This window comes from Duganella sp. AC917 (assembly GCF_979258245.1).
Genome location: NZ_OZ409848.1, coordinates 2,622,637 through 2,648,235, shown reverse-complemented (window position 1 = coordinate 2,648,235; position 25,599 = coordinate 2,622,637). Strand labels below are relative to the sequence as shown.

At 62.0% G+C, this 25,599-nt stretch carries 26 protein-coding genes; 13 read left to right on the top strand and 13 right to left on the bottom strand.

Going from position 1 to position 25,599, the window contains the following annotated elements; genetic code table 11:
• The first annotated feature begins 94 nt into the window (after positions 1 to 94).
• Positions 95 to 1,159, top strand: coding sequence for a hypothetical protein (locus tag ACZ0BA_RS11410; RefSeq protein WP_463451394.1), 1,065 nt, complete (start codon positions 95 to 97; stop codon positions 1,157 to 1,159).
• On the opposite strand, the gene ACZ0BA_RS11405 is transcribed toward ACZ0BA_RS11410, so the two are convergent.
• Positions 1,160 to 1,519, bottom strand: a complete 360-nt coding sequence (locus ACZ0BA_RS11405; protein ID WP_090321476.1) for a DUF1304 domain-containing protein — start codon at positions 1,517 to 1,519, stop codon at positions 1,160 to 1,162.
• Positions 1,520 to 1,706: 187 nt separating this feature from the next.
• Between ACZ0BA_RS11405 and sugE the strand changes: the two genes are divergently transcribed.
• On the top strand, positions 1,707 to 2,024 hold the full coding sequence (gene sugE / locus ACZ0BA_RS11400; protein WP_315212634.1) for a quaternary ammonium compound efflux SMR transporter SugE: 318 nt from the start codon (positions 1,707 to 1,709) through the stop codon (positions 2,022 to 2,024).
• 19 nt (positions 2,025 to 2,043) lie between these two features.
• Here sugE and ACZ0BA_RS11395 read toward each other — a convergent pair whose 3' ends face one another.
• From ACZ0BA_RS11395 to ACZ0BA_RS11385, 3 genes are all read right to left on the bottom strand, one after another.
• A complete protein-coding gene (locus ACZ0BA_RS11395; RefSeq protein ID WP_463451393.1) occupies positions 2,044 to 3,003 on the bottom strand; it encodes a M14 family metallopeptidase in 960 nt (319 codons plus the stop codon).
• 64 nt (positions 3,004 to 3,067) lie between these two features.
• Entirely contained in the window at positions 3,068 to 3,442 is a 375-nt protein-coding gene (locus ACZ0BA_RS11390) for a DP-EP family protein (protein ID WP_463451392.1), read from the bottom strand.
• On the bottom strand, positions 3,439 to 6,708 hold the full coding sequence (locus ACZ0BA_RS11385) for an nSTAND1 domain-containing NTPase (RefSeq protein ID WP_463451391.1): 3,270 nt from the start codon (positions 6,706 to 6,708) through the stop codon (positions 3,439 to 3,441). The genes ACZ0BA_RS11390 and ACZ0BA_RS11385 overlap by 4 nt, the downstream gene beginning before the upstream one ends.
• Positions 6,709 to 6,878: 170 nt before the next feature.
• Between ACZ0BA_RS11385 and ACZ0BA_RS11380 the strand changes: the two genes are divergently transcribed.
• From ACZ0BA_RS11380 to ACZ0BA_RS11365, 4 genes are read left to right on the top strand one after another with little or no spacing between them, the layout of a single operon-like run.
• Positions 6,879 to 7,256: a hypothetical protein gene (locus ACZ0BA_RS11380; RefSeq protein ID WP_463451390.1), complete on the top strand. Its 378-nt coding sequence runs from the start codon at positions 6,879 to 6,881 to the stop codon at positions 7,254 to 7,256.
• A 34-nt stretch (positions 7,257 to 7,290) separates the two neighbouring features.
• The gene (locus ACZ0BA_RS11375) at positions 7,291 to 7,929 is read left to right on the top strand and encodes a DUF1906 domain-containing protein (RefSeq protein ID WP_463451389.1); all 639 of its coding nucleotides are present in this window, start codon (positions 7,291 to 7,293) and stop codon (positions 7,927 to 7,929) included.
• Positions 7,929 to 8,219 carry a hypothetical protein gene (locus ACZ0BA_RS11370; protein ID WP_463451388.1) on the top strand — a complete coding sequence of 97 codons (291 nt, stop codon included), beginning with the start codon at positions 7,929 to 7,931 and terminating at the stop codon, positions 8,217 to 8,219. Before ACZ0BA_RS11375 ends, ACZ0BA_RS11370 begins: the two co-directional genes overlap by 1 nt.
• Before the next feature lie 37 nt (positions 8,220 to 8,256).
• On the top strand, positions 8,257 to 9,414 hold the full coding sequence (locus ACZ0BA_RS11365) for an acyltransferase family protein (RefSeq protein ID WP_463451387.1): 1,158 nt from the start codon (positions 8,257 to 8,259) through the stop codon (positions 9,412 to 9,414).
• Here the strand turns inward: ACZ0BA_RS11365 and ACZ0BA_RS11360 are convergent.
• The 3 genes from ACZ0BA_RS11360 to ACZ0BA_RS11350 form a co-directional block, all read right to left on the bottom strand.
• Positions 9,411 to 9,875 (bottom strand): hypothetical protein, encoded by a 465-nt coding sequence (locus ACZ0BA_RS11360; protein ID WP_463451386.1) that lies wholly within the window; start codon positions 9,873 to 9,875, stop codon positions 9,411 to 9,413. The two genes, ACZ0BA_RS11365 and ACZ0BA_RS11360, sit on opposite strands and share 4 nt — an antisense overlap.
• Positions 9,876 to 9,950: 75 nt before the next feature.
• Positions 9,951 to 10,844, bottom strand: a complete 894-nt coding sequence (locus tag ACZ0BA_RS11355; protein ID WP_463451385.1) for a pirin family protein — start codon at positions 10,842 to 10,844, stop codon at positions 9,951 to 9,953.
• 46 nt (positions 10,845 to 10,890) lie between these two features.
• Positions 10,891 to 11,490 carry an FMN-dependent NADH-azoreductase gene (locus tag ACZ0BA_RS11350; protein WP_463451384.1) on the bottom strand — a complete coding sequence of 200 codons (600 nt, stop codon included), beginning with the start codon at positions 11,488 to 11,490 and terminating at the stop codon, positions 10,891 to 10,893.
• A 130-nt stretch (positions 11,491 to 11,620) separates the two neighbouring features.
• Here ACZ0BA_RS11350 and ACZ0BA_RS11345 point away from each other — a divergent pair, with 130 nt between their 5' ends.
• Positions 11,621 to 12,523 (top strand): LysR family transcriptional regulator, encoded by a 903-nt coding sequence (locus tag ACZ0BA_RS11345; RefSeq protein WP_463451383.1) that lies wholly within the window; start codon positions 11,621 to 11,623, stop codon positions 12,521 to 12,523.
• A 9-nt stretch (positions 12,524 to 12,532) separates the two neighbouring features.
• On the opposite strand, the gene asd is transcribed toward ACZ0BA_RS11345, so the two are convergent.
• Complete coding sequence (gene asd, locus ACZ0BA_RS11340) at positions 12,533 to 13,378, bottom strand: archaetidylserine decarboxylase (RefSeq protein ID WP_463454743.1); 846 nt, start codon at positions 13,376 to 13,378, stop codon at positions 12,533 to 12,535.
• A 295-nt stretch (positions 13,379 to 13,673) separates the two neighbouring features.
• Here asd and ACZ0BA_RS11335 point away from each other — a divergent pair, with 295 nt between their 5' ends.
• The 4 genes from ACZ0BA_RS11335 (at position 13,674) to ACZ0BA_RS11320 (ending at position 18,553) form a co-directional block, all read left to right on the top strand.
• Positions 13,674 to 15,872: a TonB-dependent receptor plug domain-containing protein gene (locus ACZ0BA_RS11335; RefSeq protein ID WP_463451382.1), complete on the top strand. Its 2,199-nt coding sequence runs from the start codon at positions 13,674 to 13,676 to the stop codon at positions 15,870 to 15,872.
• Between the two features lie 57 nt (positions 15,873 to 15,929).
• Entirely contained in the window at positions 15,930 to 16,844 is a 915-nt protein-coding gene (locus ACZ0BA_RS11330) for a LysR family transcriptional regulator (RefSeq protein ID WP_463451381.1), read from the top strand.
• 396 nt (positions 16,845 to 17,240) lie between these two features.
• A complete protein-coding gene (locus ACZ0BA_RS11325; RefSeq protein ID WP_463451380.1) occupies positions 17,241 to 17,531 on the top strand; it encodes an H-NS histone family protein in 291 nt (96 codons plus the stop codon).
• Positions 17,532 to 17,938: 407 nt separating this feature from the next.
• On the top strand, positions 17,939 to 18,553 hold the full coding sequence (locus tag ACZ0BA_RS11320; protein WP_463451379.1) for an LON peptidase substrate-binding domain-containing protein: 615 nt from the start codon (positions 17,939 to 17,941) through the stop codon (positions 18,551 to 18,553).
• Between the two features lie 22 nt (positions 18,554 to 18,575).
• On the opposite strand, the gene ACZ0BA_RS11315 is transcribed toward ACZ0BA_RS11320, so the two are convergent.
• From ACZ0BA_RS11315 to trpS, 3 genes are read right to left on the bottom strand one after another with little or no spacing between them, the layout of a single operon-like run.
• Positions 18,576 to 19,535, bottom strand: coding sequence for a DMT family transporter (locus ACZ0BA_RS11315; protein ID WP_463451378.1), 960 nt, complete (start codon positions 19,533 to 19,535; stop codon positions 18,576 to 18,578).
• A 12-nt stretch (positions 19,536 to 19,547) separates the two neighbouring features.
• Positions 19,548 to 19,847, bottom strand: coding sequence for a DUF1294 domain-containing protein (locus tag ACZ0BA_RS11310; RefSeq protein ID WP_463451377.1), 300 nt, complete (start codon positions 19,845 to 19,847; stop codon positions 19,548 to 19,550).
• 29 nt (positions 19,848 to 19,876) lie between these two features.
• Entirely contained in the window at positions 19,877 to 20,935 is a 1,059-nt protein-coding gene (gene trpS, locus ACZ0BA_RS11305; RefSeq protein WP_463451376.1) for a tryptophan--tRNA ligase, read from the bottom strand.
• Between the two features lie 254 nt (positions 20,936 to 21,189).
• On the opposite strand from trpS, the gene ACZ0BA_RS11300 reads away from it, so the two are divergent.
• The gene (locus ACZ0BA_RS11300; RefSeq protein WP_463451375.1) at positions 21,190 to 21,450 is read left to right on the top strand and encodes a hypothetical protein; all 261 of its coding nucleotides are present in this window, start codon (positions 21,190 to 21,192) and stop codon (positions 21,448 to 21,450) included.
• A 77-nt stretch (positions 21,451 to 21,527) separates the two neighbouring features.
• Positions 21,528 to 23,477: a CocE/NonD family hydrolase gene (locus ACZ0BA_RS11295; protein WP_463451374.1), complete on the top strand. Its 1,950-nt coding sequence runs from the start codon at positions 21,528 to 21,530 to the stop codon at positions 23,475 to 23,477.
• An 18-nt stretch (positions 23,478 to 23,495) separates the two neighbouring features.
• On the opposite strand, the gene ACZ0BA_RS11290 is transcribed toward ACZ0BA_RS11295, so the two are convergent.
• Positions 23,496 to 24,308, bottom strand: a complete 813-nt coding sequence (locus tag ACZ0BA_RS11290; protein WP_463451373.1) for a substrate-binding periplasmic protein — start codon at positions 24,306 to 24,308, stop codon at positions 23,496 to 23,498.
• Positions 24,305 to 25,579, bottom strand: coding sequence for an MFS transporter (locus ACZ0BA_RS11285; protein ID WP_463451372.1), 1,275 nt, complete (start codon positions 25,577 to 25,579; stop codon positions 24,305 to 24,307). Before ACZ0BA_RS11285 ends, ACZ0BA_RS11290 begins: the two co-directional genes overlap by 4 nt.
• Positions 25,580 to 25,599: the final 20 nt, after the last annotated feature.

The window sequence follows — 25,599 nt, the reverse complement described above, 5'->3', positions numbered from 1 at the left end:
TTACGATATAAAAGAAATTCGTGCTTGCGGCTGGCTTGCGGCCCGAAAATCCATTATGTTACTGGAACATTGACCGAATTCTAACGAGGCCTGTATGTCGAGTCATTATCTGGATGTGGCCATAGGGCTGTCGTATACCTTCCTGGCCGTCAGCCTGCTGTGCAGCGCGACGCGCGAGGCGATCGCCTCGTTGTTCCAGACCCGCGCCAAGGTGTTGCTCGACGGCGTGCTGACGATGTTGCACGAGTCCGCCGGCAAACCGCGTCTGCGCGGCATTGTTCCATCGATCAAGCGGCTGTTGCGCATGGATTCCAGCTTCGGGCTCGACAAGCTCGGCGCCGGATCGCTGACGGCCGCCGTCATGGAGCATCCGCTGATCCAGGGCATGGCGCAGCGGGGCCGCATGCCGTCGTACATTCCGTCGACCATCTTCGCGCGCGCCTTCGTCTCGACCCTGACGGGCAAATACGGCAAGGCGCAGACGGCCGCGATGCTGCTGGCGCAGGTCGGCAACGAAGGCCTCACCCGCACCTTGCTGGCGATCATGGGGGAGGGGCCGGACGATGTGGCGGCGCTGGAAAATGCCGTGCGCATCTGGTACGAAACGGTGATGGAACGCATCACCGGCTGGTACAAGCGACGCTCGCAGCTGGTGCTGTTTTGCGTCGGCTTGTTCTACGCGGCATCGATGAACATCGACGCGATTTCATTGAGCAAGCGCTTGTGGGGCGACGATCAGGTCGCGGCGCAGCTCGCTCAGCAGGGCGCCGACGGCATTGCCAGCGGCCTGGTGAAGCGCCCGGTGGCGCCCGCCACCGACGCGCCGGCCGTTACGCCGCTGGAGCAGGCCGCCATCGCCAAAAAAGAATGGCAGATGGTGGAAAAACTGCCGATCGGCTGGCCGTCGTCGCGCTTCGACGATGTCGCCGGCAAGGGCGTGGCGGCGTTTCTCGGCGCGCTGGTGTTCGCGTTGATGGGCTGGATCGTCACCGCGTTCGCCTCGTCGCTAGGTGCGCCGTTCTGGTTCGACGGCATCGGCTGGCTGCTGGCGCTGCGCGGCAGCGGGGCGCGGCCGCAGACCGATACCTCGCCGGTGGTGGTGCAAACCATCGCGTTGCCGAGCATGGCGGTCACCGTCGTCAAACCGCCGCTGGGCTGATTACGCCGCGAAATGCAAGGCCAGCGCGATCACCGCCGGCAGTGTCTGGATCAGCAGGATGCTGCGCTTGACGGTCAGGCCGCCCCACACGCCGGCCACTGCCACGCAGCACAGGCCGAACACCGTGAAGGCCGACGCGATGGCTGGGTTCGGATGGACGAAGCCCACCACCAGCGCGGCGACCAGAAAGCCGTTGTAGCAACCCTGATTCGACATGGCCGGCCGCACGATGTCCGCTTTCTCCTTGCTCAGGCCAAAGACCTTGCGCCCGCGCGTGTCGAACAGCGCCGTCTCCAGCAGCACGATATAAATGTGTATCAGTGCCACGATGGCGGTGACAATTTGGGCCAGTAAAAGCATGGTCGCTCCTTTTTTTTAGTTGAGCGTTGATTATCACCGAGGCAAGGCTTCGATGGACATAATTTTGTTGCAACTGGTATAGTTTCGGCTCACAGCTCCGGCGGGGACGACCCCGCAAACGAAGGAGCGCGGCGTCCGCAGCGGCGCTTTCAGGCGGGGACGACCCTGTCGCGAAACTGGAGTAGCAATGACCTGGATCATCCTCATCATCGCCGGCCTGCTGGAAGTCACCTGGGCGGTCGGACTCAAATACACGCACGGCTTCACGAAGCTCATGCCGACCTTGTGGACCTTGACCGCGATGCTGGGCAGCATCGGCATGCTGGGCCTGGCGCTGCGCACGCTGCCGCTGGGCACGGCCTACGCGATCTGGACCGGCATCGGCACGGTCGGCACCGTCATCTACGGCATCGTCGCGCTGAACGAGCCGGCCAGCGCGGTGCGGCTGGCGTGCATTGCCATGATCGTCGGCGGCATCATCGGGCTCAAGCTCACTACTACCTGAGTGTTACTGTGCGGCAGCGTCAGAAGGTCGGGTTGGCGCGGGTGAGGTAATACCACTCGCTGTTGGCGCCGGCCGCGCTGTCCGGGAACAGGATGCGACCGTCGAACTCGGCCAGCACCGGCGTGCCGTCGGCGCGCGTGCCGATCTGCTCGTCCTTGCGGACCGGATCAAAGCTCGACCAGGCGCGGGTGAAGGTATCGTCCGCACTGACCTTGTCGTAGACCGCGACCATGCTCAGCGCCTCCATCGCCTCGTCGGCGATCGGCTGCGGGGAGGGCGCGTCGATCAGGCCGAGGAAGGCGAGGGTGTTCATGATGGCGCGGTAGGCGACTTCGGGCGCTTGCGGATCGGTGTGTTCGCCGCATTCGAGCGTGAGCGCGTAGCCGCCGATGCTGCGCATGTATTCGGTGGTGCCCATGCCGTAGCGCAGGACGGTTTCCAGTTGGCTGTCACCGCGCAGGCGGCGTTGCACGCCAGCGCCGTAGGTGCGCAGCCAGCCGTCGACGAAGCGGCGCACGCCGAGGCGGCGCGCCATCGCGCGTTCCTGTTGTTCGTGTTGGAAGGGTTCGAGCGGGCCGTCGTTGTTGCGCGGACCGACCATAACGAAGGGTTCGCCGGAGGCTTTGAACGAGTGCAGGTCGAGCAGCACGTCGTGGCGGGCGAGGAGGGGGCACAGCCAGTTGGCGACGCGGTCCTCGAAATCCTGCGGGTGTTCGTTGGGGAAGAGATTGCGGTTCAGATTGCGGTCGCCGAAGCGTTCGCCTTTGGCGTAGGCCAGCGGGTTGGCAATCGGGACGAAGGTGACGGCGCCGTTGCGAATGACGAGGGCGCCGCTGTCGAGTTCCCGCATCACGCGCTGGATGGCCTTGGTGCCGCAGGTTTCGTTGCCGTGGACGGCGCCGGTGACGATTAGGCGCGTGCCGGCGTGTTGGCCGCCGTATTCAACGGATTTGAACTGCAATTGTTGGGTAAGGGTCATGCGGTATTTATACCAGCTAAGGTCTGCCGACGCTATTCTACTTGCGCCGGCAGGAATAAAATGTTTAGGCTGGTGGACGGTTGCTAATCTGCGGATCGTGACTGAATACGATCTCTGGCTTGAGCCGGTCCTGGAATTTGAGAGTGATATTCATGTTCATCTTTTCTGTGTTTGCGTCACTGAACGTCAGCAATTTTCCGCTGACGCTGACGCTGGCGGTGCTGAGTTGATTGTTGCTTTCCGGAATAACGGACATGCCCGTAAAGATAATGTCGTACCCATCCGTGTCGAAAATCTGGTAGTTGACGACCGTGTCTGTTTCAGTGATCACTGGCACAGCTGGCGCCGTTACAACGTCGTAACTACCTGGGGTGATCGCACTAGGCTTGACAAAAACCAGAATGTTGACGAACGAAGTAGATGCTGGAAATGTAGTCATGAGGTCGCTTTCTTTGCTGGGTGGGTGGATAAATACTTCAGGTAGTTCACGTCGCGATAGGACATCGTCTCGAGTTGCTTTTTGACGGTTTTTACTTGATCGTTTTGGTTGAGGCACGCATGTGCTTTAACCCAAGGGGCGAGTAGTTGGAAGTCCGAGCTTCCCGGGATAGACCGAATCAGTATTGCGCGTACGCTCTCGCAATGTTCAGTCCCATCTGATTCGTTTTGCAGGGAGCGCAGATCGGCAGCGAGCAGCAGGGCGTCAATCCTTGCATCCCGGATAGTGATGTCCGTCGGAGATGTTGAGCTGAGTCGTGTTAGCGTATTGAGGGCAGGCTGCAAGCTTTGCGAAGCGAGCATCAACTGGGCTTGTTGCATCAGTAGCGCCGCTTTTCTTTGATTTAGTTTCGCTATCATTATTTGCAGGTTGACCGATTTGGGCTCAAGATTGCTCATTTGGGCAACAACTTGCTGCAGCTTATCCAGCCGATTTAATAATTGGACTGGCTTTTGTTCGTCGTCCGTGTCAATGACGCGCAGTTCAGCAACATGCATTTTGCGGCGCCAATCGAGATTGCCCGGGTCTTTTTCGACCATTTTTTGTGACAGCGAAAATGCGATTTGTGCATCTTTAAAACTGCCACTTAGATCGCCGCGCGCTTGTTTCAGCTCGGACTGGCGCGACCATACGCCGGCCAGTTGTTCAATCCACAATGTATCTTCTGGATGGGTTTTATGCAGCGGTTCCAATATGGCCAGGGCACGGTGGTAAAGGGACTCTGATTGAACAAGTTGCCCTAATCGCAATTGGGCGCTGGCTTGCCAGGAAAGACTATCTGCCAAGTCTGCCGCTAGTTGCTTTTCATCGGGCGTGATGGCGTAGGCGCGCGTTTTGAGCGCGACCGACAACGCAAACTCGCTCGCCGCGCTTCGGGTATCGCCACGCTGCAACGCCAGGGTACCCAAGCTGTTATGCGCATAGGATTGCTCTATCCAGGCACTGACGTCGTCGGGATACGCTTCCGATTGGCGGTTTGCATAAGCCAAATACTCGTCGAAGTATCGCCGCGCTTCCGGCCATTCTTTTTGTTCATAATGAATCTGTCCCAGCCAAAAGGCGTTTTCTCCAGCACTTTTTAGCAAGGCGGCGTCTATGGGCCTCGCGTGGAGCTGTTGCTGCAAAATCTGACGTCCCGCTAACAGGGCGGTCTTCGCGCCGGCTGGATCGGAGCGCGCGATCCGCACTTCGGAAATCAGCTGCAGTGATTTTGCACGCTGCGCCAGCGCCGCCTCGCTATCGCCGACGCGCGATGAATCGGATAGATACGACAGAGCGCGACCACTGACACTGTCGAGCAAGTCCAGCTTTCCTAGCGGGCGCAGTTTCTCAACAAATTCGCCCAGCATATAACCCATAAGCCCCTCGGCTTCGGTCCTGTGCGTTTCTGCCTGGGTTTGCGCCGAGCGCGCTGCTAGGCCGAGACCAACGGCCAACACTGCCAGCGTCGCCATTGCAAACGTGATTCCTAGCCGCAGCCGTTCGCCATGGCGGACGCCCACCAGCGAGGCTTGGACGAAATCCTGTTCTTGTTGGGTGAAGCTGAATCCGGTTGTTTTTATTAATTGGCGCGCCTGATTTGCCTGGGTTCCGGAGGGCAGCAGCATGTCGCGCTTGCGGCCGCTGTCCTGCCAGCGTTTGGCTTGGGCGCTAATGCGGCTACGCGTCTGTAGCGCTTGGCGGTGCTCGTCGATCCAGGCGACCACGCGCGGCCAGCGGCGCAGCAGGGCTTCGTGGGCGATACCGAAGGCGGGAGCTCCGCCGTGCAGATCGCTGACGAAGAGGTGGGCGTCGACCAGTGCTTGCACTAACTTGATCTCATCGTCGCTGCTCAATGATGTCCACAACACGCGGCGGGATGTGACCGTCGATTCGTCCTCGGCCACGAGCACCAACCGCGACAAGAGCTGGGGCAGGGCGGCGATCTGGGATGCACCCAATTCGGAAATTACTTGTTCGGCGCGCGCACCGATTGCGCCCTCCAAGCCCCCCATATCGTGGTAAGCCTTGTGGCTCAACTCCCCATCGGGACTGCGCTGGCGATACAGTTCTTGTAGACAGTATTGCAACAACGGTAATGTGTCCGGTCCCGCCTTGGCGGCGCTGATCAGTATTTCGTCCAGACTCTCGCCATGCCCGTCGACCGTGTAGCGCAACTCCGCCACCTGCGCCGGATGGCGGATGATCTGTGCGATATCTGCGCTGCCGGGCGGCGTCAGGTCAAAATGGCCACCGCGCAGTTTCATGCTCATCAGCGCTGGGTAGGCCGTCAAGTGCGGGTAGAAATCGTTGCGGCAAGCCAAAACCAACAGCACACATCCGGAGCGCGCCAGTTGGTCCAGCACGTTGATGAAGACGGCGCGCTCCTGCTCACTAATATGTGGCAGGCGGAAGATTGCCTCGAAACGGTCGATGAACACCGCCAGCCGGATTGTTGGCAGCCGTTTTTGCAACTGTTCGACCAAACCCGGCAAATCCTGCGCCATATATTGCGCGAGGGTGGCGGCGCTGGTGTTTTCAAACAGCAGGCGGTCGTCGATTTCCGCGTCGAGCAGCACGCTGGCAAGCGTTTCCAGCAGGCCCGACTGCCCCATGTCGGCGCAATCGAGCTGCACATGGTCGCTGATCGCCAGTCCGGATTCCGCCGGCGCGGCGCCGGCCTTCAGCGCCGGAATCAATCCAGCCTGGACCAGCGAAGTCTTGCCGGCCCCCGACGGTCCGAGCACCAGCACCATCGCGCAAGCCGCCTGGACTTGCGCCACCACCACCTGCACCAACTGGTCGACGCTGAGCTTGCGGCCGAAGAAGATGGCCGCGTGTTGTTCCTCGAAAGCTTCCAGACCCCGGAACGGGGAGGCGTGCGTCCAGCTGCCGTTGCTGACGTCGTCGTCGTAGCTGAGCTCGGCTAACAGGCGGTAACCACGCTTACGAATAGTTTCGATATAGCGCGGCTCGGCGGCCGAGTCGTCGAGCGCGCGGCGCAGCTGGGTGATGATTTTGTGAACCGCGTTGTCGCTCGCCGGGGTATCGCCCCAGCAGGCGTCCAGCAGCGCGTCGGCCGAGACGACGTCGTGCGGGTGCTTGCAAAAATGTAACAAAACATCCATTGCGCGGGGTTCCAGCTGCCGGCTAAGCACACCAAAACTGAGCGTGTTGGTGGCCGGATCGACGCGCCACTGACCAAAACGGAAGCTTTTACGGTTCACTCTAACCTTCTTTGCCCATGAATAAAAACTTTTAAATCAAACAGTTAGCACTCCGAAGGTTTCCAGAAGGCCATTTGTATAGTTAATCCGTACAGTTAGTTCAAATCTGTATCTTTAATGAATATTAACATTAGGCTGGGGAAACTATTAAACATTCTGCACTCACTGTTGTGTCTTCGCGCGGTCGGTACGCCGGCGCCGCTTCCGTTCCCCATCCTAACGATGTGCAGGCCGAGCTGCGCCGCATCGCGGTCAGTCGCACCTTCGCGGCGTCGCAACGCTGCTGCGCGCTACTGGACCACCTGGTCCGTGACCATGGTAACCAAAAGTATCAAGGCGCTGATGCAGCGATCGCCGCCGGCGCCCGTTCGGGGCCGGGCTGCAGCTTTGGAATGGACCTGGCCGCCGCTGTCCAGTTGGCGCGTTTGCGCAACCGGCTGAGTGATTATTACGAGGTCGAAGGCCATCAAAATCCCTTGCGCATCCGCGTGCCGGACGACGGTTATCAGGTAAGCATCGAAGTCGCCGAACAGGCCCCAAGCCCATGAATTCAAACTTAACCCTGCATCCCACGGAGGTCCCATGGTTGTTTTAACCGGCGTCAAAGCTCCGTTCGAGCTGACCCAGCACGCGATACCAATTAAGCAACAAGGAATCGATTTCGCCATTCGCTATTACAGTCACCATGCCGGCAAGAACTTGTCGCTGGCGGAGGCGAGGGCGCTGACCGACGCCGGCATTCAGATCGGCGTGGTCTGGGAGACCATCGGCGCGCATTTGCATTCGTTCAGTCGTGCGCAGGGATTGGCGGACGGCGCCGCCGCGTACCTGATGGCGCAATCGGCCATTACGCAGCCATCGGGTTCGGCCATCTATTTCGAGGTCGACTGCCATCCCACCGACGAGGATATCGCCGGTCCCATCACGCGCTATTTCGAAGGGGTCAATCAGGCGTTCAATGCGGCGCGGCCGGGCGAGCCGCATTATCAGATCGGCATCTACGGGTCCGCTGCCAGTTGCCAAGCCATCGTCGCCAGCGGTTTGGCGTCGCTGAGCTGGCTCTCGCCATCGGAGGAGGCCTTCCTGGGCGGGGACTTCGCCGGCTATAACCTCAGGCAACTCTCATCGAGCGTATTGCCTGTCGATGACGGCAAGAAGATTCATGTCGACCTGGCCCGTAGCAACGACGGTTTACCAACCGGTTTATTCAGGGTGCTCTAGTGCCGACCATTCAATTCACCGAGATCCCCACGCTTAAGACCGTCAAGCCGTCCAAGACCGTCTTTCTGAATAGTACCGGGCAGGATCTGGTGCTCAAGTTCGTCACTGCGCCGGATCTGCTGCTGCCGGCGTACACCATCAGCACGCGCATCAGCGCGGCGATCGATTGCATTTGCCTGGGCGCGACCAATTATTATTCGACCCACAGCCAGAACTACGCGATCGCCGAGGATTGCACCGCCGTGCTGACACTGGCCGATCAAACGCTGGTCATGGTGATCTCGCCCTGACTTTGGGAAAACAGCGCGGCGCTGTAAGATGCGGGGCATGAATCTTCAGCTTACTGCCCGCGACCACGGCCGCAACGTCGGCCTCGATACCTTGCGCGCGCTTGCGATCGTTCTGGTGTTCATGAATCACTACATGATCTTCGTCAGCTTCCGGCCCACCTTCGGCTGGATGAGCGAGATCGGCTGGGCCGGCGTGGACCTGTTCTTCGCGCTGAGCGGCTATTTGATCGGCAACCAGATCCTGTCGGGGATACAGCGCCAGACCGGGCCGGAGCGGTTTTCGTTGCCGCGTTTTTACGCGCGCCGCTTCCTGCGCACGCTGCCGAATTTCTACTTTGTGCTGGCGCTGTATGCCTTGTGGCCGTATTGGCGCGGGGAGAGCGTGCTGCCGCCGCTGTGGAAGTTCATCACCTTCACGCAAAATATCCAGCTGACGCCGGGGACGGCCTTTTCGCACGCATGGTCGCTGTGCGTCGAGGAGCAGTTCTACGTGCTGCTGCCGGCGGTGGCGTTGTTGATCGCGGCTTGCCGCAAGTCGTTGCTTTGGGCTTGGGTCGCGGTGATCGGCACCCTGCTGGCCGGCATGGCGGTGCGCGGTTATTTATGGAACGAGGAAGCCGGCCTCGGCGGCCTCTATTACTACACCAATATCTATTACGCCTCCTGGTGCCGCTTCGATGAGCTGGTGTTCGGCGTGGCGTTGGCACTGGTGAAGAACTACCACGGCGGCGCCTGGAAGGTCATCACGTCGCGCGGCAACTGGGCGCTGGCCGCAGGGGCAGGCGTGCTGGCGCTGACCTGGTCGATGTTGCTGGAAGATCACTACGGCCACGTGATGACGGTGATTGGTTATCCGATGCTGGGCGTGGGCTTCACCTTGTTGCTGATCGCGGCGCTCAGTCCCGGATCGCTGCTGCAGCGCTGGCGCGTGCCGGGCGCGGCCAGCATCGCGCTGTGGTCCTACGCGATTTACCTGACGCACAAGCAGCTGTGCGTGCTGCTGCGCGTGCCCTTGCGCGGCTATGGCTGGGGGCCGGATACGTGGCAGGCGATCGCCATCATGAGCCTGGCCAGTGTCCTGGTCGGCTGGCTTCTGTTCCTGCTGGTGGAGACGCCGTTTATGAAATTGCGCGACCGCTTCGTCCCGGGCAATTTCGCCAGGCCGAAGGGGGCCACGGAAGCGGTCGCCGCCTAGTTCATCTCGATCACGTCGAACGGCGATTGGGTCGAGCCGAGGAAAGCCATGACGCTGCGGGCGCGCTCGCCCATGTCGTCCTGACGCGTGCCGGCGATGGCCGCGCGCAGACCGGGAATGATTTCGGTGATGTGCGGGCTGTCGTAAGCGTTGACCAGCAGCGCGGCCAATTCGCTGGCGCGGCCACGGTTGTTGCGCATGCGCTCTTCCAGCATCGCCAGCAAAGTGCGCTGCATGCGCGGCGTGGGATTGGTGATGTAGCCGAACACCAGCGGCGTGTTGCTGATCGCGTCGCACAGACGGCTCTCGATCTGGTCGGGTTTGACGTCGGAGGCGATGTCGAAATAGGCGCCGTTCCAGCGCGTGCGTTCGTACGGGTGGCCGGGCGGGAAGGAATCGGCCGTCTCGAAGCCGAGGACGTGGCTGAGATAGCGTAACCATTTAAGAATAGTGGGCATCATGGCAGCATTTTAACCCAGCCGCAGACGGGAGGAGGCCGCCCCGGGCAACGCATGCCCGGCGGCGGTTGTAACGGTTTAGACGTGGGCTTCCTCACCCAGTTTCCCGGCGCGGAAGTCCTCGACGGCGGCGAAGACTTCGGCCTGCGTGTTCATCACGAACGGGCCGTATTGCGCGATCGGCTCGTTCAACGGCTTGCCCGCCACCAGAATAAAGCGGCTGGCGTCGGTCGCATGGATGTTCACGCCGTCGGCGCCCACCGTGTTGGCCAGGATTGCCATTTTGCCCGACGCTACATCCTTGTCGCCCACGCGCACCGAACCGCGATACGCGAAGATGAAGGCGTTGTGGCCTTGCGGCAGCGCCTGGCTGAACGAGGCGCCGGCCGGCAGATCGACGTCAATATAGATCGGCTCGGTCACTTCGCGCTGCACGGCGCCATCGACGCCATGGCTGCTACCGGCAATCACTTTCACTTTCGCGCCATTTGCCGTGGTGAAGACGGGTACTTCGTCGCCGTTGAAGTCGCGATACCACGGATCGCGCATCTTGTCCTTGGCGGGCAGGTTCAGCCACAGCTGGAATCCCGACATCATGCCTTCTTCCTGCTCCGGCATTTCCGAGTGGATCACGCCACGGCCGGCGGTCATCCATTGCACGCCGCCGTTGGTCAGCAGCCCTTCGTTGCCGCTGCTGTCCTTGTGGCGCATCCGGCCTTCGAGCATGTAGGTGACGGTTTCGAAGCCGCGATGCGGGTGGCTCGGGAAGCCGGCCAGGTAGTCGCTGGCCTGGTCGCTACCGAAGTTGTCCAGCATCAGGAACGGGTCGAGGCGGCGCTGCAGGGGCTGGGTCAAGACGCGGTTGATCTTGACGCCGGCGCCGTCGGACACGGCTTGGCCGGTGATCACGCGTTCCACGGTGCGTTCTTGTAGTACGCGATCGCTTGCGACGTTGTTAAATACCTTGCTCATTGACTCTCTCCTTTACGGACCGCGCCACCCGGCGCGATCGATGAATTTATACCAGTACCGAATTGATGTCGGCGTCAGCCAGGGCTTGCGCCTTGGCGACCGCGTCCGGGCCCATGCCCATGCCTTCGGCGAAGAAGAACTGGACGTCGGTCAGGCCGACAAAGCCCAGGAAAGTCTTCAGGTGCGCCAGCTGGACATCGTTCGGACCATCCTTGTGCAGGCCGCCACGCGCCACGGCGACGTAGACTTTTTTGCCGGTCAGCAGGCCGACCGGGCCGGTCGGACCGTACTTGAACGTCACGCCGGCACGGGCAATCGCGTCGAACCACGATTTCAGCTGCACGGTCACGCCGAAGTTGTACATCGGCGAACCGATGACAATGGCGTCGGCCGCTTGCACCTGGGCGATCAGGGCGTCGTCCAGGGCCACGCGGGCGGCTTGCTCGGCGCTGCGTTGGTCGGCCGGGGTGAACAGCGCTTGCAAGGTCGGCTCGTCCAGCACTGGATGCGGGTGGGCCGCCAGATCGCGGCGCACCACGGTCGCGTCGGGATTGCCGGCTTGCAGTTTGGCGACGATGCTGTCGGCCATGCGGGTCGATTCGGAACCGGTGCTGCGGGCGCTGGAGTTGATTTGCAAGATGTTCATGGTGTTGCTCCTGTATGTGGTTGTTGGTTTGTTTGCTGCGATGGAGTTACTTTAATCGTTTCAAAACCAATGCGGAAGCCGTTAAAATGGATAACATTAATCCATTGATGGAACAATCGAGGAGCGTGACGTGGAAATAGACCCTGGCGACCTGCTGTTATTCGCCCGCATCGTTGAATGTGGCAGCTTCAGCCTGGCGGCCGAGCGGGTGCAGTTGCCGAAGTCGACGGTGTCGCGCCGGATTTCGCTGCTGGAGGCGCATCTGGGCGAGCGCCTGCTTCAGCGCACCACGCGCAAGCTGGTGCTGACCGAGTTCGGCGCGAGTTTGCTGGAGCACGCGCGCAAGGTGGCCGACGAAACCGAGGCGGCCGGCGCGCTGGCGCAGCACCGGCAGGGCGCGCCGAGCGGTTTGCTCCGGGTATCGATGCCGGCGGACTTCGCCAGCGTGGGTGTCAGCGAAATGATGGCGCAATTCATGCACCGCTATCCGGCCATCTCGCTGGAGCTCGATTTGTCGCCGCGCCGGGTGGACCTGGTTGCCGAGAATTTCGACCTGGCCATCCGCATGGGCAATCTGCCGGACGATGCTTCGCTGGCCGCGCGGCGCATCACCTTCAGTTCGCTGGCGCTGTATGCCTCGCCGGCCTATACCAGCTTGCGCGGGCTGCCCGAGCACCCGGACGATTTGTTCAAGCACGATTTGTTGAGTTTGCCGCCGCGTATGAACGGTTTGATACGGTGGACGCTGCTGCGCGGCAAGGTGCGCTGGGAGCGCGAGTTGCCGGTTAGGCTAATGGGCAATTCGCCGGAGATGATCGTGCGCATGGTCAGCAACGGGGTCGGGATCGGCGTCTCGACCGAGGCAATTGCGGCGCCGTTTTTAAAAGCGGGGACGTTGGTGCGGGTGTTGCCGGAATGGTCGTTCCCCGAGGTGACGGGGTGGGCGGTGTTCCCGGGCCGGCGCTTGATGCCGGCCAAGACCCGGGTGTTTCTGGATATGCTGGAGGAGGCGTTCGACCGGCAGCTACCCTGATAGCGCCAATTACTTTAAATCGGCCATCATCTCGCCCAGCTTGACCGGACCAGCCGGCTGCCACGCGGGATTGAAGCTCATTGTGTCCTTCGGGAACAGCATGACCACGGTCGATCCCAGCAGGAATCGGCCCAGTTCATCGCCTTTTTTCAGCAAAATGTTCTGATCGGCATACGTCCATTCGGTCACCTTCGCCAGGCGCGGCGGATTGATCACCCCGTGCCAGACCGTTGCCATGCTGCCGACGATGGTGGCGCCGACCAAGGTCATGACGAACGGACCGTTGGCGGTATCGAACACGCAGACCACGCGCTCGTTGCGGGCGAACAAGCCGGGAATGCCGCGCGCGGTGGTCGGATTCACCGAGAACAGCTCGCCCGGAATGTAGATCATACGCGTCAGCTTGCCGTCGCAAGGCATGTGGATGCGGTGATAGTCGCGCGGGCTCAGATACAGGTTGGCGAAGCTGCCATGCTGGAACTTGGCGGCCAACGTGGCGTCGCCGCCGACCAGCGCGTTGGTGCTGAACTTGTGGCCCTTGGCCTGGAAGATCTGGTCGTCGTCGATCGCGCCGAACTGGCTGATGCGGCCGTCGACTGGACAGATGAAGTCGGCATTGGCGAGCGGGCGGGCGTCCGGGTGCAGCGCGCGGGTGAAAAATTCATTGAAGCTGGCATAGCTGGCGATGTCCGGATTGAGCGCCTCGCCCATGTTGACGTCGTATTTGCCGACGAACCAGCGTATCAGGCGCGTGGTCATGGCGCCGCCCTTGGCCCCCGCAACGCGGCCGGCGAAGTTGGTCAACGCTCCCTTGGGGAGCAGGTATTGCGGCAGAACGGCAAGTCGGGACACGATGGCAATCCATACAAAATAGCGATCGAGCATTATAACGCCCCGGCCGGGGCGATTTACCTATTCCGGTCTATTCACGCGTCTATTCATTTTTTCACTATTTATGTTTATGAAAATTCGCTAATCGGGGACACGTTATCTTGGATTAAGGAAACTTTCGTTCGAATCAAGGCATAATGGCCGTTCTCTCTCGTCTCCCACTTGCCATTTTATGATGCCTGCCCGCCAACTCCGTTTGACGCAGACCGCTGCGGCCGTCCTTTGCTTATGTTTCGCTGCCGGCGCCCGCGCCGATATCGTGGCAGCGGCAGTCGAATCCGCCGAGGCGCCCGTGCCGGCCGACGGCAAGCCGACGGCGGCACAGCCCGCCGCCGCGCCGATGCAGACGGTGCGCATCAAAGGCAGCGCCGCGAGCTACGACGCACGCCGCGATGATACCGCTAGCAAGATCGTCGTCGGCAGCGAGGAGATCCAGAAATACGGCGACACCTCGGTCAACGATGTCCTCAAGCGGTTGCCCGGTATCACTGTCGGCGGCGCGGCGGGGCGGTCGGGCGGCGAGATCCGCATGCGCGGCCTGGGCGCCGGCTACACCCAGATCCTGATCAACGGCGAACGCGCGCCGGCCGGTTTTTCCATCGACAACCTGGCGCCCGACGTGATCGAACGCATCGAAGTGCTGCGCGCGGCCAGCGCCGAGTTCAGCACGCAGTCGATCGCCGGCACCATCAACATCGTGCTGAAGAAATCCGTGAAGGTGGCCCAGCACGAACTAAAAGTCAGCGGCGCCAAGGGCAGCAAGTTCAGCTCGCCGAGCGCCAGCATCCAACTGTCGGACAAGCGCGAGGACATGTCGTACTCGTTCGGCGCCAACGCTTGGCGCTATATGTATAACCGCATGACGCCATCGACCGAGTTCGGCACCGATGCAGCCGGCGTGCCGAACGTCGACCGTACCGGCACCTGGCAGGATCAGGGCCGTTCGGACGGCTTCAACCTGGCGCCGCGCATCAACTGGACGCTGGCGGGCGGCGATACGTTGACCTCGCAGACCTTTGTCAATCTGAACCGCTTTGAAAGCAACAGCCACGGCCGCACCACGGTGAACCTGGCCGCAGACGAAGGTCCGAACTTCGACCGCATCGACAATACCTTCAGCAGCCACAACGGCTACGGCCGCACCGATCTGAACTGGGTGCACAAGATGGCCGAGGGCGCCAAGCTGGATATCAAAGTGGGCGTCGCCAAGAACCGCAACACCGGCATGTCGCTGCAATTGGGCGGCAACCGCGACGGCTCGCCTAACCTGTACCGCACCGTGGAATCGCACAGCGGCGAGCTGAGCTACAGCACGCAAGGCAAATACTCGACGCCGCTGACCTTCGGCACGCAGGCCGAGGGATCGGAAGAAGCGCCAACGGAGCACGCGCTGGCGCTGGGCTGGGACGCCGGCCTCACGGACCGCGACGATACCCGCATCCAGCGCGAATTGCCGATTGCGGGCAGTCTGCCGCCGGACAACAACGACGAGGATTTTTCCGCCAGGGCGACCCGGGTGGCCGTCTACGGGCAGGATGAGTGGAATGTGACGCCGCGCTGGTCGATCTACACCGGCGTGCGCTGGGAAGGGCTGCAGACGGAAATTGAAGGCGTCAATCTCGAGCGCGTGAGCCAGCGCTCAAGCGTGCTCAGTCCGCTGTTCCAGACGTTGTTCAAACTGCCGAACAAGAAGGACCAGGTGCGCCTGGCGCTGACCCGCACCTACAAGGCGCCGTCCACGGCCAACCTGGTGCCGCGCCGCTTCACGTCGGCCAACAACAGCCGCCTGGACCCGGACCGTCGCGGCAATCCGCGCCTGAAGCCGGAAGTGGCGCTGGGCCTCGATGCTTCGTTCGAGCACTACTGGGGCGACGGCGGCATGCTGAGCGCAAGCGCGTCGATCCGCCGCATCGAAGATTATATGCACCAGGGATTGGTGCAGGAGGGCGACCGTTGGGTGTCGACGCTGATCAACGACGGCCGCGCCGAAACGCGCGGTATCGAGCTCGAGGTCAAGTTCCCGCTGCGCGTGGTGATGGACCACGCGCCGGCGCTCGACCTGCGCGCCAGTATCAGCCGCAACTGGTCGCAGGTCGATAGCGTGCCGGGTCCGGACAACCGCCTGGACCAGCAGGTCCCGCTGAGCGCCACGCTTGGCGTGGACTACAAAAGCCCGGACGGCATGCTCAGCACCGGCAGCAGCCTGAGCTTCCGCAACGGCGGCATGGCGCGCTTGAGCGAGACGCAGAGCGCCTACAACTCGGTGCGGCGCGACCTCGACGTCTACGCGCTGGTCAAACTGGATAAGGAAAACAGCTTGCGCTTTGCGGTGTCCAATTTGCTGGCGCAGGACTACACGACGGAAAGCATCTATTCGGATGCCCGTGGCACGCTCAACCGCGCGTCCGTGGCCGACGGCGAGACCCAGTTCCGGGTGACGGTGGAACGGCGCTTCTGATCCGGGCGCCGGGGCCGGTGGTATGATTCTTCGCTGAACTTCAGGCGCGGAACACCGATGAAAATCCCCAAGAGCACGCTGGAACAATGGCAGGTGTTGCAAGCGATCGTTGAATGCGGCGGTTACGCGCAGGCGGCCGAGGCTTTGCACCGCAGCCAGTCCTCGGTCAGCTACATGGTGGCCAAGCTGCAAGAGCAACTGGGCGTCGAACTGCTGGAAATCGACGGCCGCCGCGCCCGCCTCACGCCGAACGGCACGGCGCTGCTGAACAAGGCGCGCGAGCTGCTCGGCGGCGCCTTCCAGCTCGAACAACTGGCCGGCAGCCTGGCCGAAGGTTGGGAGCCGCAGATCAGCATTGCCGTCGACAGCCTGTTCCCGGTTCAGCTGTTGGTGCAGGTGATGCGCGAGTTCGAGCCCTGGGCCAAGCAAACCCGCGTCAATCTGGAGGAAACGGTGCTGTCCGGCTCCGAAGACGCGTTGCTCGATAAGCGGGTCGATATCGCCATCGCCAGCCGCGTTCCGGCCGGCTTCCTTGGCGACGCCCTGATGGATATCCACTTCGTCGCCGTCGCCCATCCTTGTCATCCACTGCACGCGCTCGGGCGGGAGCTGGAGATGGAGGACCTGACCCGCAATCTGCAAATCGTCGTGCGCGATTCGGGCACCTTGAATCCGCGCGATCACGGCTGGATCAATACCGACCAGCGCTGGAGCGTAACCAATCCACAAACGCGCATGGAGATGATTTGCAACGGTATCGGCTTCGGCTGGCTGGCCGAGCACAAAATGCAGGCGCAGCTGGATCAGGGCCTGCTCAAACCGCTGCCGCTGCGGGTGGGGCAGCGCCGCAAGCTATCGTTGTCGCTGATCGTCGCCAATCCGGAGGTGGCCGGTCCGGCCACATGCAGGCTCGCCAATCTGATACGCAAGGTGGTGGCCGAAGGCATCGAGCCACGGCCTTTGTGCGCCTGAGCGCAACATCCACAATTAATTGACCGGGCAAGCGCTCGGCAAGCATTTCTTGCTGACTTATTCCAGCAGTATTCGCGCCGCATTCCACAGCCATTGCCACCGTATTCACTCCGGATTACCATCGCACCAACGCGGAAATGGTAATGACGTGAGCTGGTTGTCACTATTCTTTATTACTGGACTTTCGGCCGGATTCTCAGCCGGAGGCCCCGAATTTCGTCGTGTTTCGATTGCGGAGTTGTGGAAAATATTCATATTTATCGCTATATTGGTATTTCGCACGTATAAGTCTGGAGAATCAAGGCAAAGTTATGGTAAATTGCGCTTTATAAAATTCTCACACATTCTCACATGTGGTATTTTAGAAACTAACCAGCCGATAAGAGGAAAAATAAGATGACGACTTACCAAGAATACAAAGCGAAGATCGCCGAACTTGAAAACCTGGCGGAGACCGCGCGCAAAAACGAAATCGCCAAGGCGAAAGAGCAAGTCACCGCCATCATGCGCGAGTATGGCCTGACCGTGGCGGATCTGGGCGCCGTGACCAAAGTTAAACCAGTCAAAACGCGCGCGCCGGTGCCGACCAAATACCGCGACGACGCCACCGGCCAAACCTGGACCGGCCGTGGCCGCGCGCCAAAATGGCTCGAAGGCAAAGACAAAAATCAGTTTCTGATTAAGTAATTCATCGGAAGCCGGTGTACTCTGGTTTATCGTCGATAAACCCGGCACCGGCTTTTGTTTTGTGGCCGCCGTTCCGCCGGGGGGGGCGCACACCCGCCGCATTGATGCCGTCTTCGAGCACGCTTATTCTCTCGGCATGGTTCGCTGTTTCTCTTGATTCAGACCATGCCGAGGCGATTGAGGCCTAAAAGCGATCTCTATACGGCGGGCCGCTCGAATAATCGCCGCCGAACAGATCTAGTCCGCCAGTGGCGCACCGCGCGCGTTGTCACAAACAGCTGCCGCAGTGCATGCGGCGCCAATAGGCGTTGCTTTTGTGATGAAAGTAGCCGTGCTTTGTCCGGTCTTTCCACACGTCCTGCAAGTCATGTTCGCCGAGCCCGGCTGTTTCATGAGATGATAATGGGATGTCATCTATTCCCTTATTCCCGCTGAATACAATCCTATTTCCGGATGGACATTTGCCGTTGCAAGTGTTTGAAGTGCGTTATCTGGATATGATCAAGCGCTGCATCGCGAGCGGCGAGGAGTTTGGCGTGGTATCGCTGGTGGAGGGGACCGAAATCCGCGTGCCGGACAAGCAGGAAACCTTGTCGGACGCCGGGACGATGGCGCGCATCGTCGAGTGGACCGCGCCGTTGCCGGGACTGCTGCAGGTATCGTGCATCGGCACGACGCGGTTTCAGGTCAAGTCGGCCGAGCAACTCAAGCATGGCTTGTGGATGGCGGAAGTCGACGCCGTCGCCGAGGATATGGTCGTGCCCGTTCCCACCGAGCAGCAGGATGTCGCCAATGCGCTGGGCGCGTTGATCCGCTCGCTGCAAAAGAAACAGATCTCCACCGCGAAGATGCCATTGGCACCACCTTATCGGCTCGATGAAGCCGGCTGGGTGGCCAATCGCTGGTGCGAGTTGCTGCGGCTGGACCTGGAGGAGAAGCAGCGCTTGTTGCTGCAGGAGAATCCGGTGCTGCGGCTGGAACTGATCCAGGATGTGCTGAGCGAGAACGGTCTGCTGGACTGACCCGGAAGCTACACCCGACAGGTCAGCCCGCATGCGCCTCACTGGCATCGTCCAGCGCGTGGATGCGCACCGACCACATGACGCCAACGGCCAGCAACACCATCGCCGCCACCTCCAGCCCGCGCGGCAGCTGCTGTTTATAGATGAAACCATATAGCAGCGCGAACAGCGTTTCGAACAGGATCAGTTGACCCGATAACGTCAGCGGCACCTTGCGGCTGGCGACATTCCACAGATGATTGCCGATCACCGACGCTCCCAGCGCGAGCAGGCCGTTGACGATCCAGAACAGCGTCCAGTCGCGCCCACTGGCCAGCGCGCCGGCGCCGGTGACGTCCGCATGGAACAGCGCCAGTGCCGGCAGCGCGATGACCAGCGCGATCAAGCCGCTCGACACGCCATACAACGCCGACCACTCGCCGCTGCTGAAATGCGGGTTGCGTTTCAGGTAGCGCGCGTTGTCGACCGAGTACCAGGTCCAGCACAGCAGCGCGCCGACCGCGCACAGCACGCCGAGCAGCTTGTCGACCAGTGGCGCTGCCTGCCCTTGCGTGTGCGTGAAGACGTCGATGTTGATGCAGACGATGCCCGCCGCCACCAGCAACAGCGGCAGCATCAGCTGCTTGAGCGGCACCGAGCCGTGATCCTTTTGCCCCATCAGCGTGACCGATATCGGCAGCACGCCGATGATCAGCGATGTCGCCGACACGCCGGCCAGCTGCACGCCCAGCGCAAGCAGCATGTAGTAGACGATGTTACCGGCCAGCGCGTGTTTGACCATCGCTGCCACGTCGCCACGGTCAAGTCGGCGCAGCAGCGCGGGCAGGCGTGGCAGCATCAGGCCGGCGGCGATGACGCCATAGGCGATATAGCGCCCGCAGGCCATCTCCAGCGCCGTGAAGGAGGTCAGGAACGCCGGCACGATGAACACCATGCCCCACATTGCCCCCGCCAGCAAACCGCACAACACGCCTTGCAACATCGTTCGATTTCCTCAGTAGAGAGTGCACAGCCACCAGACGGCGGCGACGTTGAAGGCGACGCTGCACCAGAAGGCGATCTGGAACGAGGTCTTGGCGGTTTTATGCCGCAGCCAGCGCTGCGCCAGCAGGCCGCCCGGCCAGCCGCAGGCCAGCCCCGCCAGCAGCAAAATGCGTTCAGGTATGCGCCGGCGATGTTCGACGGCGGACGATTTGTCGGCCGCGTAGACGATGAAGCACACCACGCTGGCGACGCCGTACACCGACGCCAGCCAAAGCAGCATGGGCAGCAGGGAAGGCAGCAGGGAAGGCACGACGGACGCGCTGTCCGGCGTCACCGCGATCAGAAGTAGCGCAGGCCGAGGGCGGCCTTGACTTCATCGGCGGTCTGCGCGGCCACTTCGCGCGCGCGCAGCGTGCCTTCCTTCAGCATCTGCATGATGTAGCCGCGATCCTCGGCCAGCTCCTCGCGACGCGCGCGGATCGGCGCCAGCATCTCCTGCAGCACCACTTCCAGGCGCTTCTTGACGATCGAATCACCCAGGCCGCCGCGCACATAGTGCGCCTTCATTTCCGCCAGCTTGTCCTTTTCGGGATCGAAGGCGTCCAGGTAGATGAAGGCGACGTTGCCCTCCAGGTGGCCCGGATCTTCGACGCGCAGGTGCAGCGGATCGGTATAAACCTTTTTGACGGCGGCGGTGATCTCCGCGGCGGTGGCGCCCAGGTTGATCGTGTTGCCCAGCGATTTACTCATCTTCGCTTTGCCGTCGGTGCCTGGCAGGCGGCCGATCTCCGGCACCAGCGCCTTGCACTCGACCAGGATGTCCTTGTTGGCGATGCGATTGAAGCGGCGGACGATTTCGTTGGTCTGTTCGATCATCGGGATCTGGTCTTCGCCGACCGGCACCAGCGAGGCCTTGAACGCCGAGATGTCGGCCGCCTGCGAGGCCGGGTAGGTGAGGAAGCCGGCCGGGATGTCGCGCTCGAAGCCGCGCAGCGCGATCTCGGTCTTGACGGTCGGGTTGCGTTCCAGGCGCGCCACGGTGACCATGTTCAGGTAGTAGAACGTCAGTTCGGCCAGTTCCGGAATCTGCGACTGGATCAGTATCGTCGATTTGGCCGGGTCGATGCCGACGGCCAGATAGTCCAGCGCCACTTCCACCACGTTGCGGTGCACCTTGTTGGTGTCGTCCATGTTGTCGGTCAGCGCCTGGGCGTCGGCCAGCATGATGAACTGCTTGTAATCGTGCTGGTAGGCGACGCGGTTGCGCAGGCTGCCGACGAAGTGGCCGAGGTGCAGGGGGCCGGTCGGGCGATCGCCGGTCAGGATCACGGTCGGACCCTTGGCGGCGGTGGCGGCGGGGGCCGAGGCGGTAACTTGGGACTGGTCAGGCAGACTCATCAGGGGTTCCTTTACGTTGCCCCATCCGGCGCGACGAATAAAAAACGCCACCAGAAGAGGGCGGCGTTGATAAAAATATCACATCACTATGGGTAGACAGTGGCCGCGCGCTAGGAGCGGCGCCAAGTCAGGCGGGCGTGAGGTGTGGTGAAAAAAATCATGCGCGTATGGTTGCAGTTCGGCGACGGTCTGTCAAGGTCCGTTCCGGGAACCAAACAGGGAGGGAGGCGGTCTAAACCAAACTGGAGAACGATGTGGCCGACAACTTCAATTCGATTGAGTTCATGGATACCCTGATTGAGGGTGGCTTTCCCGAAAAGCAAATAAAAGCGCTGTCGTTGGCGATGTTTCAGCTGATCGACAGCCAGCTCGTGACCAAGGATCATCTCGACATGCGAATGGCTGAGTTGCGTGGGGAGCTGGCGCAACTTAAGGCTGAGCTTATTCAATGGATGGTCGCGATCCTGATCGTGCAAACCGGCGCCACGGCTGTGTTGTTCAAACTGCTGCACTGAAGTTGTTCCGTTGCGGCATCCGCAATCCATGAGGTAGTATTGCCCATCGTACAAGGCAATCCCTTTTTGGAGTCTCCATGCGTCTTCCCGTCGTTGCCGTGCTGTCCTCGCTCGTATCCTCCCTGATCGCATCCGCCGCCGTGGCGCAAACCGCGCCGATGGCTCCCGATATTCCCGCCAAATTCGAAGCCGACATTCCCAACGCGGACTACGTCAAGCGCGACGTCATGATACCGATGCGCGACGGCGTCAAACTCCACACCGTCATCGTCATCCCCAAGGGCGCGCAGCACGCGCCCATCGTCCTGACCCGCACCCCGTACAACGCCAGCGGCCGCGCCCAACGCAATATCAGCCCCAGTATCACGGCCACTGTCGGCCAGGGCGACGAGGTGATGGTGGACGCCGGCTACATCCGCGTGTTCCAGGACGTGCGCGGCAAGTACGGCTCCGAGGGCGACTACGTCATGACGCGTCCCCTCAAAGGTCCGCTCAACGACACCCGCACCGATCACGCGACCGACGCCTGGGACACCATCGAATGGCTGGTCAAAAATATCCCCGAGACCAATGGCAAGGTCGGCATGATCGGCTCCTCGTACGAAGGCTTCACCGTGCTGATGGCGTTGACCGACCCGCACCCGGCGCTCAAGGTCGCGGTGCCGATGAGCCCCATGGTCGACGGCTGGCGCGGCGACGACTGGTTCCACAACGGCGCCTTCCGCATGCCAAACCTCAGTTACATCGCCAGCCAGACCAGCGCCAAGGGCAGCGGCAAGGCGCTCGCCACCGGTGTCTACGACGACTATGACGGCGTGCTGCGCGCCGGTTCGGCGGCGGACTACGCGAAGCAGTTCGGCCTCGATAAACTGAATTTCACGCGCAAGCTGTTCGAGCACCCCGCCTACGACAGCTATTGGCAGCACCAGGCGCTCGACAAGATCCTCGCCAAGCGCACGCTCAAGGTGCCGACGATGACGGTGGTCGGCTACTGGGACCAGGAGGACATCTACGGCGCCTACGCGACCTACGCGGCGGTCGAACCGCAAGATAAATCGAACAACAAGAACTTCCTGGTGGTCGGGCCGTGGCGCCACAGCGGCGTCAATTACGAGGGTTCGACCCTCGGCGCGCTCAAATTCACCGGCGACACGGCGCTGGAATTCCGCCGTGACGTCATGCTGCCGTTCCTGGATCAATACCTGAAGGACGGCGCGCCGGTCGCCGACACGCCGCCGGTGCTGTTCTACCAGACCGGCGTCAATCGCTGGCAGCGCCTGCAGCAATGGCCGCTGGCCTGCGCCGAAGGCTGCGCTGCGCCGCTCAAGCCCCTGTATCTGAAGCCGGATTTCAAACTGGGCTTCGATGCGCCCCCGTCGCAGTCGCAGGCCGGGGCGCCAGGCAAGGATGGTGGCAGCTACGATGAGTATGTCGCCGACCCGGCCAAGCCGGTGCCGTTCGTGGCGCGTCCGGTGCGCATGGGCGAGGCCGATGTTTGGCGCCCATGGCTGGTCAGCGACCAGCGCGGCTTTTCCGACCGCACGGATGTCCTCAGCTACGTCACCGAACCGCTCAACGCGCCGCTGCGGATCGCCGGCGCGACGATGGTCAATCTGTTTGCCGCCACCAGCGGCACCGACGCCGACTGGGTGGTCAAGCTGATCGACGTCTACCCGGACCAGGTGCCGTCGCAACCGGAGCTCGGTGGCTACCAGTTGGGCATCGCGATGGACATCTTCCGTGGCCGCTACCGCAACAGCCTGGAAAATCCGTCGCCGATTACCGCCAACGCCGTCGAGAAGTATCGCTTCGCGCTGCCGAACGCGAACCACGTTTTCCTGCCGGGCCACCGGGTGATGGTGCAGGTCCAATCCAGCTGGTTCCCGCTGTACGACCGCAATCCGCAAACCTACGTGCCGAACATCTTCCACGCCAAGGCTGCCGATTACAAGAAGGCGACCGTGAAGGTTTACCACGCCGGCGCGCAGGCCAGCGCGGTCGAATTGCCGGTGGTGGAGGGGAAGTAGTCGCCGGCTCCGGCCGCGCTAGCGCGGCCGCACGTTACCGTTCAACAGGTCGGCGCTGAAGTAGCGCAGGTAGGCATCCATCACCTGGCTTGACCTGGCCATTTTATCCAGCGCCTCTTGCAGCGTGCGCTGGTCCTCCTTATGCAGCGCATGCGAGATGTACACGCCGCTGTGCTTCCACTGCAGCTCCGGGATCGCCTCCACCCGCAGCCGCTCCGCCATGCCCTGCACGCGCGGCTCGCCGCGAATGGCGCCGGCGATCAGCGTCGGCCCAAGGATGGTCAGATCGACCGCCCCGGCGTGCAGCAGCCGCGCCACCGCCGTGGTATCGACCTCGGTGAACAAGCGTCCTTGTTTGCCCAGTTCATTGATCAGCGCTGTGTATTCCTCGCCGTAGTCGAAGCCGCGCACCACCGCCACCCGCAACTCGCGCCGCGACAATAGCTCGCTGGCGCTGGCGATCGGCGTGCGTTTGCCGGCAAGCGATATAAGCATGGGGCGGTTGTTGACCATCGGGACGAAGGTGCCCAGCTTGTCGCGCTCCGGCGTGCGGGTCGCCGGCAGCAGGATGTCGGCCTGGCCGACCCGGTACAGCGCCACCAGGCGCGCGCGCGGCACGACGTTGAAGACGAACTTGCAGCCGGTCTTGCGCGACATCTCGCGCAGCAGATCGGGGAAAATGCCTTTGATTTCAGGTCCGTCGACAATCACCCCCGACCCGCTGGCCGACACGGGAACGGCGATATCGCGCGAACAGCCGGCGGTCGCGTTCAGCGAGAATAGCGCCGGCATCAATGCGGCCACTGCGGCCGTGAGCAGACGCCTGGTCATGACCTGGTCTCCATATGATGGTTGCCGAAGTAGCGCCGCGCGACGACGATCGCCGCCGCCTGCATCGCCGCGCAGACGAAGAAGGTGGTGCCGATGCGCCAGTCGCCGGGCGGCAGGTGGCTGACTTTGCCGAGGATGGCGGCGCCGATCAACGGCATGAAGATGACGCCGATGCTGCTGATCGATTGCAGGGACCCCATCAACTCGCCCTGTTCGTCATGCGGGGTTTGTTTGGAGACGATGGCCTGCAGCGCCGGGCCGACGGCAAACGCCAGCACGTTACAGAGGATCAGCGCATACATCATCCAGCCGTGGGTGGCGAGGCCGTACAGCAGGTAGGTCAGGCAGCCGGACGTCAGTCCCAGCAGCGACAGGCGGATTTCGCCCAGGCGCTTGATCAACACGCCCAGCAGGCCGGCCTGCACCACGGCGGCGGTGACGCCGACGCAGAATAGCGCCGCGCCGTTCTGGCCCGGCGTCCAGTCGAAGCGGAACGTGGTGTACAGCACCCAGGTCGTTTGCAGCATCATCTGTGCGCAGGTCACCAGCGTGTAAGTGACGATCAGCCCACGGATGTCGCGCCGGCGCGCCAGCTTGACCAGCGCGGCGAACGGATTGATTTTAGCGATGCTGAACGGCGCGCGGCGCGACGGCGGCAGCGACTCCGGCACCGCGAAGTAGCCGTAGGCGAAATTGGCCGCCGACAGCGCGGCGGCGACATAGAACGGCAGATGCAGGTCGACCCCGCCCAGCAGGCCGCCCAGCATCGGCCCGCAGATGAACCCCAGCCCGAACGCGGCGCCGACCTTGCCGAAGCTCTTGGCGCGGTTCTCCGGGGTCGAGATGTCCGAAGCGTAGGCCGACGCCACCGACATGCTGGCCGACGACATGCCGCCGACCACGCGGCCGATGAACAGGCAGGCGAGGTTGGGCGCCCAGGCCGTGGCCAGGAAGTTGGCGCACATGCCGGCCATCGAATACAGCAGCACAGGGCGGCGTCCGACCCGGTCGCTGAAGGCGCCCAGCATCGGCATGAAGATGAATTGCATCAGGCCGAAAGTGGCGCTCAGGATGCCGTACCAGTACGACTGGTCGTCGCGCGAGCTGGTAAATTCGCCGACCAGCAGCGGTAGCACCGGCACGATCAGGCCGATGCCGAGCATGTCGATGAAGACGCAAATGAGGACGAAATTCAGGTTGCCCGGCGACGGCGCCGGTGGCGTTATGGCGGCAGGCGCGGCGTCCGGCGCTACGGAATCAGGGCCGCTCATGCGAAGTCGTTATCCAAGGT